The sequence below is a fragment of the Herbiconiux oxytropis genome, from assembly GCF_024979315.1.
In the GTDB taxonomy this organism is placed as follows: Bacteria; Actinomycetota; Actinomycetes; order Actinomycetales; family Microbacteriaceae; genus Herbiconiux; species Herbiconiux oxytropis.
Map to the genome: position 1 here is coordinate 138,146 of NZ_JANLCK010000002.1, position 14,157 is coordinate 152,302.

The window sequence follows — 14,157 nt, forward strand, 5'->3', positions numbered from 1 at the left end:
GCCATCAGAGAACCTCCCCCGACTGCGACGAGACCGACGAGACCGACGCCGATTGCTGCTGCTGCTGCTGCGCCTGATCCTGGTTGCGCGGCCGATCCTCGGGCGAGTGATCGGGTTGATGCCCCACGATCGTGATCGCCTGCGTGATGGCCGCCTGCTCGTGCACGAGCCCCTGGATGTTGTGGCCGTCGCTCGAGGAGGAGAGCGGGTCGGTGCCCACCACCCAGGTGTCCTTCGATCCGCCGCCCTGCGAGCTGTTCACCACGAGCTGCCCCTCGGGCAGCGCCACCCGGGTGAGCCCGCCTGGCAGCACCCACACGTCGTTGCCGTCGTTGACGGCGAACGGCCGGAGGTCGGCGTGCCGCGGCCGCATGCCCTCCTCGACGAGCGTGGGGATGGTCGAGAGCTGCACGACGGGCTGCGCGATCCACCCGCGCGGGTCGGCGATGAGCCGGGTCCGCAGGGTCTCGAGCTCCTTGGGCGAGGCGTCGGGCCCCACCACGAGCCCCTTGCCGCCCGAGCCGTCGACGGGCTTCACCACGAGCTCGTCGAGCCGGTCGAGCACCTCCTCGAGCGCTCCCGGGTCTTCGAGCCGCCACGTGTCGACGTTGGGGATCATGGGCTTCTCGCCGAGGTAGTACTCGATGAGGTCGGGCATGTAGGTGTAGACGAGCTTGTCGTCGGCCACGCCGTTGCCGACCGCGTTGGCGATGGTGACGTTGCCGAGCCTGGCCGCCATGAGGAGCCCTGGCGAGCCGAGCATCGAGTCGGCGCGGAACTGCAGCGGGTCGATGAACTCGTCGTCGACCCGGCGGTAGATCACGTCGACGCGGGTGGGGCCGGCCGTCGTGCGCATCCACACCCGCCCGCCCGAGCAGAACAGGTCGCGCCCCTCGACGAGCTCGACGCCCATGAGGCGCGCGAGCAGCGTGTGCTCGAAGTAGGCCGAGTTGTAGACGCCGGGGGTGAGCACCACCACGGTCGGGTCGTCGACCCCCGTGGGCGCGGAGGCGCGGAGGGCCTGAAGCAGCTTGTTGGGGTAGTCGCCGACCGGCCGCACCCGCATCGAGACGAAGAGCTCCGGCAGGGTCTGCGCCATGACCCGCCGGTTGGAGATGACGTAGGAGACGCCGGAGGGCACGCGCACGTTGTCCTCCAGCACCCGCCAGGCGCCGTGCTCGTCGCGGATGAGGTCGATGCCCGAGACCTGGATGCGCACATTGTTGGGCGAGACGATGCCCGCGGCCTCGCGGTGGAAGTGGTTCGACGAGCTGATCAGCCCGGCCGGGATGACTCCGTCGCGCACGGCGGCCTGGGAGCCGTAGATGTCGGAGAGGAAGGCCTCGAGCGCCCGCACGCGCTGCTTGATGCCGCCCTCGACGTCGACCCACTCGCTCTGCGCGATCACGCGCGGAACTGCGTCGAGCGGGAACGGCCGCTCCTCGCCCGCGAAGTCGAACGTGACGCCCTGGGCGAGGTAGCTCGAGGCGAGCGCGTCGGTGCGGCCGCGCAGCTCCTCCTGGGTCATCTTGGCGAGCGCCCGGTAGATGTCTTTGTAGGCCGCGCGCGCCTCGACGGGGTCGAGCGACTTGGGCTCGGGGAACATCTCGTCCCACGGGGAGGCGCCCCCGCGCCGGGATCTCGGCAGGAGGGTGGCGCCGTAGCCGTCGAACAGGTCAACCATGGACGCGAGCCTACTGCTCGGGTGTTGCGGGGGTGTTTCCGGCCCAGCGGCTGTGGAGAGCCGGGGGTTATCCCCCGTGCGAAGAGGCCGGGAGGCACCATCGACCCGCCTGAGAGCGTCGCCCTACGGTTGAACCGTGCAACGCAGACTCCTCTTCCTCTGGTCCCGAGCGGCCGACCTCGCGATCGACGGCATCCTCGGTGTCGTCTGGTTCACGGTGCTCGTCTCGCTCATTCCGACGGGCATCGGGCTCATCCCGGTGTTCGGGGTCGGCATCCTCCTGCTGTGGGTCGTCGTGCGGCTCGCCGAGGGCATCCGCTTCGTGGAGCGGCGCCGGGCCGAGGCCCTGCACGGCGTCATCATCACACCGCCCCCTGCGGGCCGCCGCAGCGCGAACACGGGCTTCGCAGGCTGGCTCGGCCAGGTCTTTCTCGACACCTTCTCCCCCGCACTCTGGAAGGGGCTGCTGCACAACCTGCTCAGCCTGGTGCTCGGCAGCGTCTTCTGGGTGCTGCTGCAGACCGCCGTCGAACTCCTGGTGGGAGCGCAGCGCGGTGCCGCCGACGTCATCCCGCCCGGCTTCCTCTCCGTCGTCACCGGTGTGCTCGCCCTCGCCGTGCTCGTCGCGTACACCTACGGCGCGGGTCTGCTCGACCGCGAGCTCAGCAGGGTGCTTCTCGGTGCGAGCCGCACGGCCGCCCTCGAGGAGCGGGTCGACGTGCTGCAGGGCGCCAGGCAGGGCGCGGTCGACGCCGCCGCCACCGAGCGCCAGCGCATCGAGCGCGACCTGCACGACGGAGTGCAGCCCCGGCTCGTCTCGGTGGCCATGACCCTCGGCATGGCCCGCGCCAAGCTCGACTCCGACCCCGAGGGCGCCCGCGCCCTGCTCGACGAGGCGCACCGCGAGACCAAGGAGTCGATCACCGATCTCCGCCACCTCGCCCGCGGCATCCACCCCGCCGTGCTCGCCGACCGCGGTCTCGACGCGGCGCTCTCGGCCGTGGCCGAGCACTGCACCGTGCCCACGACCGTGCGCGTCGACCTGCCCACGCGCCCGTCGAAGGAGACGGAGGCCATGCTCTACTTCGCCGTCTCGGAGGCGCTCACCAACGTGAGCAAGCACTCCCGGGCATCCGGATGCTCGGTGAGCGTCACGCAGACCGAGGCAGGGGTGCGCGCGGTCGTCTTCGACAACGGCGTGGGCGGCGCGGCGACCGGTCGCGGCGGAGGCGTCGGCCTCAGCGGCATGAGCGACCGGGTGCGCGCCGCGGGCGGCACCCTCACCGTGGAGAGCCCCACCGGGGGCCCCACCATCCTCACCGTGGAGGCACCGTGCGCATTCTGATCGCAGAGGACTCGGTGCTGCTGCGCGCCGGACTCGAACGACTGCTCGCCGACGCGGGCCACGAGATCGCCGCCTCGGTGGCTTCGGCCGAAGACCTGCTGAGGGCCGTCGACGCCGATCGGCCCGACCTCGCGATCGTCGACGTGCGCATGCCGCCGACCTTCACCGACGAGGGCATCCGCGCCGCCGTGCTGCTGCGCTCGAGCGCCGATCCGCTGCCCGTGCTCGTGCTCTCGCAGTACGTCGAGGAACGCTACGCCGCCGAGCTCATCGCCGGCGACTCGGCCGGCCTCGGCTACCTGCTGAAGGATCGCGTGGCCGACATCGAGGAGTTCCTCGTGGCGGTCGAGACGGTCGGCACAGGCGGCACGGCGCTCGACCCGGAGGTGGTGGCGCAGATCGTCATCCGCTCCCAGCGCTCGCGCGAGCTCGACGCCCTCACCGCCCGCGAGCGCGAGGCGCTGCAGCTGATGGCCGAAGGTCGCTCCAACAACGCGATCGCCGCGCGGATGCACGTGACCGAGGGTGCGGTCGAGAAGCTCATCTCCTCGATCTTCGCCAAGCTCGGGCTGCCCTCCGCCGAGAGCGGCAACCGGCGTGTGCTCGCCGTGCTCAAGTACCTCGGCGCGCGCACCTGACCCCTCGTCCACTCCTCCCCGATCCCCTGCTACGGAAGCGACATCCCATGACCGACAAGACCACCACCCCCTCCTCCCCCACAGCCCCGGAGGCCCCGGGCGGCACCGCGCTCCGCAACGGCCTCCTCATCACCGGGTCGGCTCTCGTGGCCGGTTTCCTCGTGCTCGGTGGCGTGCAGTTCGCCCAGGCCTCGACCGGCGACGACGAGACCGGGGTGTACACGGCCGACGGCGACTTCGCGGCCGTCGACATCGACACGAGCGCGGCGAACGTCTCGGTGCGCTACGGCGACGTCGACGAGGTGCAGCTCGACTTCGACTCGGCCGGCGCCCCGCTCCGTTTCGATCATGAACAGCGCGGCGACACCCTGCACGTGACGGTGAAGAGCCGCGGCTGGTGGATCTTCGGGCTGCTCTCGGGCACCGACTCGGCCTCGCTCGACGTCGTGCTGCCCGAGTCGCTCGAGCCCGTGGCGCTCGACATCGGCTCGTCGGCCGGCGAGGTGCTCGTCGACGGCGATTTCGCCGCGATAGCGATCGACAGCTCGGCGGGGAACATCGAGCTCGAGGGCTCGGCCGCGTCGCTGCGCTCGGAGACCTCGGCCGGGAACATCACGGGCACGGGGCTCGACGTGGCGGGCGAGGTGCTCTCGGAGAGCTCGGCCGGCAACGTGCGACTCGAGTTCGTGACGCTGCCCTCCTCGATCCGGATGGGGAGCTCGGCCGGGAACGTGCGGGTGGCGCTGCCGGACGGCGAGTACGAGATCCGCACCGACACCTCCGCGGGCGGCGTCCACCAGGAGCTCGCGAGCACGCCGGGCGCGGACCGGGTGTACTCGTTCGAATCCAGCGCCGGCAACATCACCCTCGAGCGCTCGCCCGGGCGCTGACGGGGAGTTCTCCCCATTGCCGCCCCACCCCGGGGCTCGGCACAGTAGCGACATGGACAGCAACCTGCTCGGACTCATCGTCATCGGATTCCTCGTCGTCGTGATCGGCCTGGCCTCGTTCCGGGTCTGGGCGAGGCGCAAGCTCCGCTCCACGTCGGCCGAGCGCAGGGTCACGGCGGTGCCCGAGATGCTCGCCGAGTTCGGCCGCTCCGTGGTGCTCGGCACCGACCCGGCCACGGCGCAGAAGCTCATCACGAACCTGCCCAAGCGCCGGGCCAAGGAGCTCCGGCCCGGGGTGTGGGGCCTCAACTACGTCTCGGCCGACGACGTGGTGATCGAGGTGCGGCCGGCGGGCGAGGGATCCGAGGTGCTCGTGACCTCGCTGCGGGAGCACTTCGGGTTCCCCCAGGGGCTGTCGTACTGGACCGCCTTCGCCGAGAAGCTCGAACACGCCGCCGCAGCGGCGTCGATCACCTCCACCCGTGGGTTCCACACCCTGCATGCCGCACCGGCCAAGCCCGACACCCTCGACGACGGGCGCTGGGTCATCGCGGCCTGAGCCCCGAGCGGCGGCCGGCCCACGAGGCGCGGCCCGCCGGAACACGGCAGACTCGGGTGGTGAGCACCCCAGACGGCCCCGCCCCCTCCTCCCGGGGCCGCACGGTCGCCGGATCCGTCACCCAGCTCGGCACGAGCGTGAGCGTCAATCTCGGGTCGGCGCTCGCGGGCCTCGTCATCCCGGTCGTGGGCGCGTTCGTGGTGGTCGCCGCGCGCCAGCTCGTCATGGCCGCCGTGGTGCTGCCGATCTACCGCCCGAAGCGCGCCCACCTCACGCTTCGCCGGCTCTGGCCGGCGCTCCTCCTCGGCGTCGCGATGGCGGTCATGAACCTCTCCTTCTACGAGGCCGTGCACCTCCTCGGGCTCGGCATCGCCGCCACGATCGAGTTCCTGGGCCCGCTCGCGGTGGCCCTCGTCGCCTCGCGGCGGGCGCTCGACGTGGTCTGCGCGCTCGTGGCGGCGGCCGGGGTCTTCACCCTCACGGGCTTCGACGGCACCATGAACGTCTGGGGCGTCGTGCTCGCGCTCACCGCGGCGGGCGCGTGGGCTGCCTACATCCTGCTCACCCGGCGGGTCGCGCTGCGGCTGCCCGGGCTCGAGGGGCTCACGGTCGCCACAGTGGTGAGCCTCGCGCTGCTGCTGCCGATCGCGTTCTGGACCCTCGACGTCGGGGCGATCGACTGGCGCGTGCTCGGCATCCTCGTGGGCGTCGGCGTGCTCTCCTCGGCCATCCCGTACAGCCTCGACACCTTCGTGCTCCGCCGCATCACCCCGCGCCTCTACGCCATCATCACGGCCTCGGGCCCGGTGGTGGCCGCGATCTTCGGCGTCCTCATCCTCGGCGAGCACCTCACGGTGGTGGAGGTCGTCGCGATCGCGGTGGTCTGCATCGCGGCCGCCACCGCCATCGCCAGCCAGCGCGACCGCCCGAGGCCGCCGCTTGAGCAGGTGGCCGAGTCGACCCCCTGATCATCCCGAGGTCTATGTCACAGTCCTGACGCGCGCTATGATCCTGAATCATGAGCACCGATGACAACACGAGGCCGCTCGAGGCCGGTATCGTCACTGACTTCAGCACACGGATGTCGTACGGCTCCTACCTCGCGCTCGACGAGCTGCTGGACCTCCAGCGGCCGGTGAGCGTTCCGGAGCACCACGACGAGCTGCTGTTCATCATCCAGCACCAGACGAGCGAGCTCTGGCTGAAGCTCATGCTGCACGAGCTGCGGAGCGCGCAGATCTGCCTCCGCGACGACGACATCGGCACGGCCCTGAAGCGGATCGCCCGGATCAAGCACATCCAGGAGACCCTCACCCAGCAGTGGTCGGTGCTCGCCACCCTCACGCCGACCGAGTACTCCGAGTTCCGCGGCTTCCTGGCGAACTCCTCCGGCTTCCAGTCGCACCAGTACCGAGCGATCGAGTTCATCCTCGGCAACAAGAACGAGAAGATGCTCTCGGTCTTCGAGGCCGACCCGACCGCCCAGGCCGAGCTGCGGGAGCTCCTCGAGGCGCCGAGCCTCTACGACGAGTTCCTCCGCTACCTCGCGCGCCAGGGCTTCGACGTGCCGGCGAGCCTGCTCGAGCGCGACGTCACGAAGGCGCACGTCTTCACCCCCGAGCTCGTGCCGGTCTTCACGACCATCTACACCTCGGCCACCGACAACTGGCGGGTCTACGAGGCCTGCGAGGAGCTCGTCGACCTCGAGGACAACTTCCAGTTCTGGCGGTTCCGGCACCTCCGCACGGTGCAGCGCACGATCGGCATGAAGACCGGCACGGGCGGCTCCAGCGGTGCCGAGTTCCTGCAGCGCGCCCTCAACCTCACCTTCTTCCCCGAGCTGTTCGCCGTGCGCACCGAGATCGGGGTCTGAGCGCGGTGGGAGACGGTTGCTTCGCGGTGGCGGATGCGTGGGCCGACGGCTGGCGCGGTCCCTCGCTCGTGCAGGTCGCCGGAGGCGTCGCCTCGATCGTCGAGACGGCACCTCCCGGCGGCGTGGACGGGACCCTCGATGCCGCGATCCTGCCCGGGTTCACCGACTCGCACGTGCACCTCGGCCTGATCGATGCGGATGCGCTCGTTCCGGGCGGGATCGCCCGAGTGCTCGATCTCGGCGGGGATCCGACGGCGCTGTCGGCGCGCGCAGCCCGGTCGGCGGGCGAGAACGCGAGCGGCGACCCCGCGCTCGAGGTCGAGTACGCCGGCGCGTTCCTGACGGCCACGGGCGGTTACCCCAGCACCCGCAGCTGGGCCGACCCCGCCGCCGTGCGCGAGCTGGCCTCGGTCGAGGATGCGATCGCGGCGGTCGGCGAGATGCACGGCTTCGGCGCCCACGTGATCAAGCTCGCCCTGCACGACGACGAGGCCGTGCTCGACGGCGACATCTCGAGGGCCGTGGTGGCCTCCGCTCACGAGCTCGGCCTGCCGGTCGTCGCCCACGTCGAGGGGCGGGGCTCGGCCGCCCGGGCCGCCGACGCCGGGGTCGACCTGCTGGCGCACACCCCGTGGAGCGAACGCCTCCCCGACGCCCTCGTCGATGCCATGGCGACGCGGATGCGCTGGGTCTCGACCCTCGACATCCACGGCTGGGGTGAGCGCACCGACGACTTCGAGGTCGCACGCGACAACCTGGCGCGCTTCCACCGTGCCGGCGGCGAGGTGCTCTACGGCACCGATCTCGGCAACGGACCGCTGCCCACCGGCATCAATGAGCGCGAGCTCTTGGCCCTCGTCGACGCGGGCCTCGGTGCCGACGCCCTCGTGGGGTCGCTGGCCCGCCCGCGATCCGGCACTCGCCCCGGTGCACGCCCGGGCGGCCTGATCTCGATCATCCCGACCCCACGCCCCCGCGAGCTCGGCGGCCTCGCCGCATGGCTCGCCACCGCTCAGGCCGTTCCGGCCACAGAGATCCAGGAGATGACCTCATGACCACCGCGACACCCGCATCCGCCGCCACGGCCACGGCCGAAGGCGCAGGCCGCGCCACGGGGCCCTCGGCGGAGGAACTCGACGGCACGGATCCACTGGCCCGTTTCCGGGACCGCTTCCTCCCGGCAGACGGCGTGGTCGCCTACCTCGACGGCAACTCGCTCGGGCGCCCGCTCCGGCAGACCGGTGCCGACTTCGCCGACGTCGTGGCGGGAGAGTGGGGCACCCGCCTGATCCGCTCGTGGGACGAGCGCTGGCTCGACCTGCCGCTCGGCCTCGGCGACCGGATCGCCGCCTCGACCCTCGGTGCGGCTCCCGGCCAGACCGTGGTCGCCGACTCCACCACCGTGCTGCTCTACAAGATGATGCGCGCCGCGGTGGCCGCGCGGCCGGGTCGCACGCGCATCCTCATGGACGACGACAACTTCCCCACCGACCGTTTCATCGCCGAGGGCATCGCGCGGGAGTGCGGCCTCGAGCTGCAGTGGATCCCGGTCGACAAGGCGGCCGGGATCACCATCGACCTGATCGACGAGGCCCTCACGGCGGCCTCGGGCGAGGCGTTCGGCGACCGGGTCGCGCTCGTCGTGCTCAGCCACGTCTCGTACCGCTCCGGCCACCTGGCCGACGTGGCCGCCATCACGGCGCGCGTGCACGACGCGGGCGCGCTCGTGCTCTGGGATCTCTGCCACTCCGCGGGGTCGGCGCCGATCGAGCTCGATGCCTGGAACGTCGACATCGCCGTGGGCTGCACCTACAAGTACCTCAACGGCGGCCCGGGCTCGCCCGCCTTCGCCTACGTGGCGAGCGCCCTGCAGAACGAGCTCGACCAGCCCATCCAGGGCTGGATGGGGGCGAGCGACATCTTCGCCATGGCCGAGGGCTACGTGCCGGCGAAGGGCATGCGCCGCTTCATCAGCGGCACTCCCCCCATTCTGGGCATGCTCCCGATGCAGGGCATGCTCGAGCTCATCGAGGAGGCGGGGATGCCCGCCATCCGCCAGAAGTCGATCGCGCTCACCGAGTACACGATCCGGATCGTCGACGACCTGCTGACGCCGTTCGGCGTGCAGGTCGCGAGCCCCCGCGACAGCGGCGAGCGCGGCAGCCACGTCACCATCCGGCACCCACGCTTCAAGGCCGTGACCGCCGAGCTGTGGAAGCGCGGGATCATCCCGGACTTCCGCAACCCCGACGGCCTCCGGCTCGGGCTCTCGCCGCTCAGCACCTCCTTCGGCGAGGTTCTCGTGGCGGTCGAGGCGATCCGCGACATCCTCGCCGACACGGAATCCGCAGCGGAAGCCGGCCCCGGGCGGTGAGCCACATCCTGGATGACATGGACTCCCGCCCCGGGAGCACCACGTCACTCATCCGCACCGTGATCGGGCTCTACCTCCGGCGAGCGGGCGGCTGGATCTCGATCGCCGACCTGATCGAGGTCATGGAGCAGCTCGACGTCTCGGCACCCCTCACCCGCACCGCGGTCGTGCGGCTGAAGAAGAAGGGGCTGCTCGTGCCGCACTCCCGCGACAAGGTGAGCGGCTACTCCCTCGCCCCCGAGGCGGAGGCGATGCTCGGCAAGGGCGACCGGCGGATCTTCTCGGCCAGGCACATGCAGCCGGACGACCCGTGGTGCGTCATCTCGTTCTCACTGCCCGAGGAGCTCCGGCACGTGCGGCACCAGCTGAGGCGCCGGCTGTACTGGATCGGCGGGGGGATGATCTCGCCCGCGCTCTGGATCTGCCCCGACTTCCTCGCCGACGAGGTCGAGGACATCCTGAACGACCTCGACATCCGCCGCCATGCGACCCTTCTGCGCACCGAGCGCCCGCGGGTCGCAGGCGAGCTGTCGGATGCGATCGCCGAGTGGTGGGATCTCTCCGCGCTCCAGACGCTGCACCGCGAGGTCGCCGCCGAGCTCTCGGCGCTCCTCGCCGACGGCACCGCCCCGACCGATGCCGTGGCCTTCGCGCGGTACATCCGCGGTGTCGACACCTGGCGGATCATCCCCTACATCGATCCGGGCCTGCCCTCCGACCTCCTGCCGGCCGACTGGCCGGGCGAGGAGACCACGGCACTGTTCTCCGCCATCTCGACCACCTACGCCGACGCGGGCTGGGACTACGTCCGCTCCGTGGTGGGCGTCCTGGAGGAGACGACATGACCCTGCTGCCCGACCGCGACTCCGTCCGCGCCTTCCTCGAGGAGTCCTACCGGCCGGAGAGCCCCCGGATGCAGGTGATGCTCGGCTCGCCGATCCCGGAGATCGTCGAGGAGGAGGCCGTGAGGATCGTGACGGCGAAAGGGCTCGTTCCGGATCGCCGCCTCAACCGACTGCAGTCCAGGCCCGGCGAGTCGGCCCTCCGCACCGACGACGTCGTGGACTTCTTCCAGCGCTACGGCCACGAGTACTGTGCAGCCCTCTTCCCCCTCTCCGGCGGGCTCGATCGGGACCGGATCGCGGCGGCGGCGGCCGCCGAGGGCATCGACGTGGGATGGACCGACAACGATCTGACGTAATCTTGACGCAAGTCAGCAAAAAGAAACATGACCGTAATACGAGGAGCGAACTGGCGACATATTCGGGGGCTAGAAAGGGATGCGGGGAACGTTCTCCCCGGCACAGTGCACCGTCAGCAATGTCTTCATCCCTCGACTCCAAGGACATCCATTGAGCACTCCGCACCTCTTGCCCCCGACCGTCACGAAGTTCGCAGTCGCGGCGGTCGCGGTGGCCACCCTCGCGGGCCTTGCCGCGTGCAGCACCGGCAGCGATGCCGGCACGCCCGCCGCCACCGAGGCCGCGGCCTCGTTCGACCAGGCCCTCTTCGACGAGCTGCCCGCCGCCAACCAGGAGTCCAAGGCGGTCTCGTTCGGCGCCCTCTGGGAGAACCCGCCCATGGTGAACGTCTCGGTCGATGACTCCACCGTGCCCATCGGCCTCGCCCCCGAGCTCGCCGCGGCCCTCGGTGACGTGCTCGGCGTCACCCCCGAGTGGCAGAACCTGCAGTGGCCGGCGCAGCTTCCCGGCGTGCAGAGCGGCAACGTCGACGCGCTCCTCGGGCAGGTCAGCGTCACGGCCGAGCGCGAGGTCGGCGTCGTCGACCTGATCCCCTTCTACCGCGGCACGTACTCGATCCTCGTTCCGGCCGGGAACCCGGAGGACCTCGACTCCCTCGCGAGCGGCTGCGGTCTCACCCTCGGCGGCGGGGTCGGCTCCACCGTCTCGGCCATGATCACCGCTGCGAGCGACGCCTGTGTGGCCGAAGGCGAACCCGCCATCTCGGTGGCGGAGTACCCGAACGCGCAGAACGCCGTCAGCGCCGTGCAGGCCGGCACGATCGACGGCTGGGTCGACGGCACCGCCAACCAGCTCGCCGCAGTCGAGGCCCTGCCCGACGCGTTCGCCGCCGTCGAGATCCCGGTCGCCGAGTCCGAGGTCGCCGACCCCGGACTCCTGGGCATCGCCGTAGCGAAGTCGAACCCCGAGCTGTCGACGGCCCTCGCCGACGCACTGAAGGTGATCATCGAGAACGGCACCTACGAGGAGATCCTCGCGGGCTACGGCCTCGAGTCTTCCGCCCTCACGGCCGACGAGGTCGTCATCAACCCGCTGAGCGGCACTCCGGTCGGCGAGACCGAGTAGCACCGACGGGCGGGGTGGCTCCGGCCTCCCGCCCGTCCCTTCCGGGTCGATCGACGAGGAGACGACGAGTTGTCTGAAGTGGGCAGGAATCTGATGGTGGTGCCCGTGCGCCACTACGGCCGCATGATCTTCGCGGTCATCGTGGTGCTGGCGGTGATCGGCACCGTCTACAGCATCGCGACCAATCCGAACTTCGAGTGGTCGGTGGTGGCCGAGTTCCTCTTCAGCCCCAGCATCCTGCGGGGGCTCGGGTCGACGCTCGTCATCACGATCGTCTCGATGGTGATCGCGGTCGTGCTGGCGGTCGTGATCGCCGTCATGCGGATCTCGCCGAGCCGTATCATCAGCTCGGTCGCGGCGTTCTACGTCTTCGTCTTCCGCGGCATCCCGCTGATCGTGCTGCTCATCCTGCTCGGCAACCTCGGGCTCTTCCTCAAGTCGATCACCATCGGCATCCCGGGCACCCAGGTCGTGCTCATCGACGTGCCGATCTCCGAGGTGATCACGCCGTTCGTCGCGTCGGTCGCCGGGCTCTCGCTCGCGGGGGCGGCCTACATGGCGGAGATCGTGCGCTCGGGACTGCTCGCCATCGGGCGCGGCCAGCGCGAGGCGGCGAAGGCCCTGGGACTCACGAGCTCCCGCACACTGCGCTTCATCGTGCTGCCCCAGGCGCTCCGCGTCATCCTGCCGCCGATGGGCAACGAGTTCATCGGCATGCTCAAGGCGTCGGCCATCGTCTCCGTCATCGCCGGCGGAGACCTGCTGACGGTGGCGCAGGGCATCGCCGGCACCAACTACCGCACGATCGAGCTCCTGATCGTGGCCACCATCTGGTACCTGCTCGTGATCATCGTGTTCTCGATCGGGCAGTACTTCCTCGAGCGACGGACGGCGGAGAAATGAACGACCAGATCCAGGATCCCGCGCGGCCGATGGTGCACATCCAGCACGTCGACAAGTGGTACGGCAACAACCAGGTGCTGCACGACATCGACCTCGCCGTCGAGGAGGGCGAGACCGTCTGCCTCGTCGGCCCCTCCGGCTCGGGCAAGAGCACCCTGCTGCGCTGCGTCAACCACCTCGAGGAGATCGGTGCCGGCAGCGTCTGGGTCGACGGCGAGCTCGTCGGCTACCGCCTGCGAAACGGCCGGCTGCACGAGCTCCGTGAGGCGGATGCGTGCCGCAAGCGCGTGGAGGTCGGCATGGTGTTCCAGCACTTCAACCTCTTCCCGCACATGACGGTGCTCGAGAACGTGAGCTTCGCGCCGATCACGGTGAAGAACGAGAACAAGGCCGAGGCCAGGGAATACGCGAGGTCGCTGCTCGAGCGCGTCGGCCTCGCCGGCCGCGAGGGCGCATACCCCTCGCAGCTCTCCGGCGGTCAGCAGCAGCGCGTGGCGATCGCCCGCGCCCTCGCGATGCGCCCGAAGGTCATGCTGTTCGATGAGCCCACGAGCGCGCTCGACCCCGAACTGGTCGGTGAGGTGCTGGCCGTCATGAAGGATCTCGCCCTCACCGGCGGCGTCACGATGCTCGTGGTCACCCACGAGATGGGGTTCGCGCGCGAGGTCGGCGATCGGGTCGTGTTCATGGATGCCGGGCGGATCGTGGAGCAGGGCCCGCCCGCCCAGGTGCTCGGCGATCCCCAGCACGAGCGCACGAAGGCGTTCCTCTCCGCGGTGCTCCGGTGAGGGCGGCCACGGGCGAGCTCGCCGGGAGGGTCGCGTTCGTCGCGGGCGGAAGCGGAGCCCTCGGCAGGGCCGTCGCCGAACGGCTGTCCTCCCTGGGCGCGTCGGTCGCGGTGCACTACCGGTCCTCCCCCGCGCGCGCTGAAGCCGTGGCGGCCGCGCTCGGCGGCCCCACGATCGCGGTGGCCGCCGACTGCACCGACCCCGGGGAGGTGGATCGCGCCTTCGCCGAGGTGGAGGCCGCGCTCGGGCCCGTCGACATCCTGGTCAACTGCGCGCATCCGCCTGACGACAGCCACCCCGGGGTGGCCGAAGCATCTCCGGGGCTGCTCGAACGGCAGCTGGACGGGGTGCGAGGCCATCTCGCCCTCGTGCAGCGGGCGGTCCCCGGCATGCGCGCGGCCGGCTTCGGGCGGATCGTGTACGTCTCGGGCGCGCTGATGGCCCGCCCCTCGAAGGGCTTCGGACTCTTCGGCGCCGCGAAGGCCGCCGCGACGACCCTCACGCGCTACCTGGCGCTCGAAGAGGGCGGTCACGGCATCACGGCCAACATCATCGCGCCCGGCCGCATCCTGGACCGCGACGACGACAGCGTGCTCGACGAGAGCTTCGAGCAGCTCGCCGACGTGCTGCGCGGTCGCCTGGCACTCCCCGACTGGCCCGACACCCACGAGGTCGCTACCGTAGCGGCTCTGCTCGTGGGCGAAGCATCCGGACACCTCACCGGGCAGACCCTCTGGGTCACCGGCGGCGAACCGATCGCCTGACTTCCCCACTCA

Annotated in this window: 15 protein-coding genes; 14 read left to right on the plus strand and 1 reads right to left on the minus strand. The window is 70.8% G+C overall.

What is annotated here, in order from left to right; all coding sequences use genetic code 11:
• Nucleotides 1-4: 4 nt before the first annotated feature.
• Nucleotides 5-1,684 (minus strand): circularly permuted type 2 ATP-grasp protein, encoded by a 1,680-nt coding sequence (locus N1028_RS03720; protein WP_259525475.1) that lies wholly within the window; start codon nucleotides 1,682-1,684, stop codon nucleotides 5-7.
• A 136-nt stretch (nucleotides 1,685-1,820) separates the two neighbouring features.
• On the opposite strand from N1028_RS03720, the gene N1028_RS03725 reads away from it, so the two are divergent.
• From N1028_RS03725 to N1028_RS03790, 14 genes are all read left to right on the plus strand, one after another.
• Nucleotides 1,821-3,029 (plus strand): sensor histidine kinase, encoded by a 1,209-nt coding sequence (locus N1028_RS03725; RefSeq protein ID WP_259525476.1) that lies wholly within the window; start codon nucleotides 1,821-1,823, stop codon nucleotides 3,027-3,029.
• On the plus strand, nucleotides 3,017-3,667 hold the full coding sequence (locus tag N1028_RS03730) for a response regulator transcription factor (RefSeq protein ID WP_259525477.1): 651 nt from the start codon (nucleotides 3,017-3,019) through the stop codon (nucleotides 3,665-3,667). Before N1028_RS03725 ends, N1028_RS03730 begins: the two co-directional genes overlap by 13 nt.
• A 47-nt stretch (nucleotides 3,668-3,714) precedes the next feature.
• Nucleotides 3,715-4,557 carry a DUF4097 family beta strand repeat-containing protein gene (locus N1028_RS03735; RefSeq protein WP_259525478.1) on the plus strand — a complete coding sequence of 281 codons (843 nt, stop codon included), beginning with the start codon at nucleotides 3,715-3,717 and terminating at the stop codon, nucleotides 4,555-4,557.
• 52 nt (nucleotides 4,558-4,609) lie between these two features.
• Nucleotides 4,610-5,116: a hypothetical protein gene (locus N1028_RS03740; RefSeq protein WP_259525479.1), complete on the plus strand. Its 507-nt coding sequence runs from the start codon at nucleotides 4,610-4,612 to the stop codon at nucleotides 5,114-5,116.
• Nucleotides 5,117-5,175: 59 nt separating this feature from the next.
• The gene (locus tag N1028_RS03745; protein WP_259525480.1) at nucleotides 5,176-6,084 is read left to right on the plus strand and encodes an EamA family transporter; all 909 of its coding nucleotides are present in this window, start codon (nucleotides 5,176-5,178) and stop codon (nucleotides 6,082-6,084) included.
• A gap of 50 nt (nucleotides 6,085-6,134) precedes the next feature.
• A complete protein-coding gene (gene kynA / locus N1028_RS03750) occupies nucleotides 6,135-6,989 on the plus strand; it encodes a tryptophan 2,3-dioxygenase (protein ID WP_259525481.1) in 855 nt (284 codons plus the stop codon).
• A gap of 26 nt (nucleotides 6,990-7,015) precedes the next feature.
• A complete protein-coding gene (locus N1028_RS03755) occupies nucleotides 7,016-8,044 on the plus strand; it encodes an amidohydrolase family protein (protein ID WP_259525482.1) in 1,029 nt (342 codons plus the stop codon).
• Nucleotides 8,041-9,363, plus strand: a complete 1,323-nt coding sequence (gene kynU, locus N1028_RS03760; protein ID WP_259525483.1) for a kynureninase — start codon at nucleotides 8,041-8,043, stop codon at nucleotides 9,361-9,363. Before N1028_RS03755 ends, kynU begins: the two co-directional genes overlap by 4 nt.
• Before the next feature lie 17 nt (nucleotides 9,364-9,380).
• Nucleotides 9,381-10,208 (plus strand): PaaX family transcriptional regulator, encoded by an 828-nt coding sequence (locus tag N1028_RS03765; protein WP_259525484.1) that lies wholly within the window; start codon nucleotides 9,381-9,383, stop codon nucleotides 10,206-10,208.
• A complete protein-coding gene (locus tag N1028_RS03770; RefSeq protein WP_259525485.1) occupies nucleotides 10,205-10,564 on the plus strand; it encodes a hypothetical protein in 360 nt (119 codons plus the stop codon). Before N1028_RS03765 ends, N1028_RS03770 begins: the two co-directional genes overlap by 4 nt.
• A gap of 151 nt (nucleotides 10,565-10,715) precedes the next feature.
• Nucleotides 10,716-11,690: a transporter substrate-binding domain-containing protein gene (locus N1028_RS03775; RefSeq protein ID WP_259525486.1), complete on the plus strand. Its 975-nt coding sequence runs from the start codon at nucleotides 10,716-10,718 to the stop codon at nucleotides 11,688-11,690.
• 78 nt (nucleotides 11,691-11,768) lie between these two features.
• Nucleotides 11,769-12,593: an amino acid ABC transporter permease gene (locus N1028_RS03780; protein ID WP_259525890.1), complete on the plus strand. Its 825-nt coding sequence runs from the start codon at nucleotides 11,769-11,771 to the stop codon at nucleotides 12,591-12,593.
• Complete coding sequence (locus N1028_RS03785; RefSeq protein WP_310795565.1) at nucleotides 12,590-13,381, plus strand: amino acid ABC transporter ATP-binding protein; 792 nt, start codon at nucleotides 12,590-12,592, stop codon at nucleotides 13,379-13,381. Before N1028_RS03780 ends, N1028_RS03785 begins: the two co-directional genes overlap by 4 nt.
• The gene (locus tag N1028_RS03790) at nucleotides 13,378-14,145 is read left to right on the plus strand and encodes an SDR family NAD(P)-dependent oxidoreductase (protein ID WP_259525487.1); all 768 of its coding nucleotides are present in this window, start codon (nucleotides 13,378-13,380) and stop codon (nucleotides 14,143-14,145) included. The genes N1028_RS03785 and N1028_RS03790 overlap by 4 nt, the downstream gene beginning before the upstream one ends.
• The last annotated feature ends 12 nt before the right edge of the window (nucleotides 14,146-14,157 follow it).

Bases quoted from the DNA above. Each gene is read 5' to 3' on its own strand.
- N1028_RS03720 (WP_259525475.1), bottom strand. From the start codon at position 1,684: ATGGTTGACCTGTTCGACGGCTACGGCGCCACCCTCCTGCCGAGATCC.
- N1028_RS03735 (WP_259525478.1), top strand. From the start codon at position 3,715: ATGACCGACAAGACCACCACCCCCTCCTCCCCCACAGCCCCGGAGGCC.
- N1028_RS03740 (WP_259525479.1), top strand. From the start codon at position 4,610: ATGGACAGCAACCTGCTCGGACTCATCGTCATCGGATTCCTCGTCGTC.
- kynA (WP_259525481.1), top strand. From the start codon at position 6,135: ATGAGCACCGATGACAACACGAGGCCGCTCGAGGCCGGTATCGTCACT.
- kynU (WP_259525483.1), top strand. From the start codon at position 8,041: ATGACCACCGCGACACCCGCATCCGCCGCCACGGCCACGGCCGAAGGC.
- N1028_RS03765 (WP_259525484.1), top strand. From the start codon at position 9,381: ATGGACTCCCGCCCCGGGAGCACCACGTCACTCATCCGCACCGTGATC.
- N1028_RS03770 (WP_259525485.1), top strand. From the start codon at position 10,205: ATGACCCTGCTGCCCGACCGCGACTCCGTCCGCGCCTTCCTCGAGGAG.
- N1028_RS03785 (WP_310795565.1), top strand. From the start codon at position 12,590: ATGAACGACCAGATCCAGGATCCCGCGCGGCCGATGGTGCACATCCAG.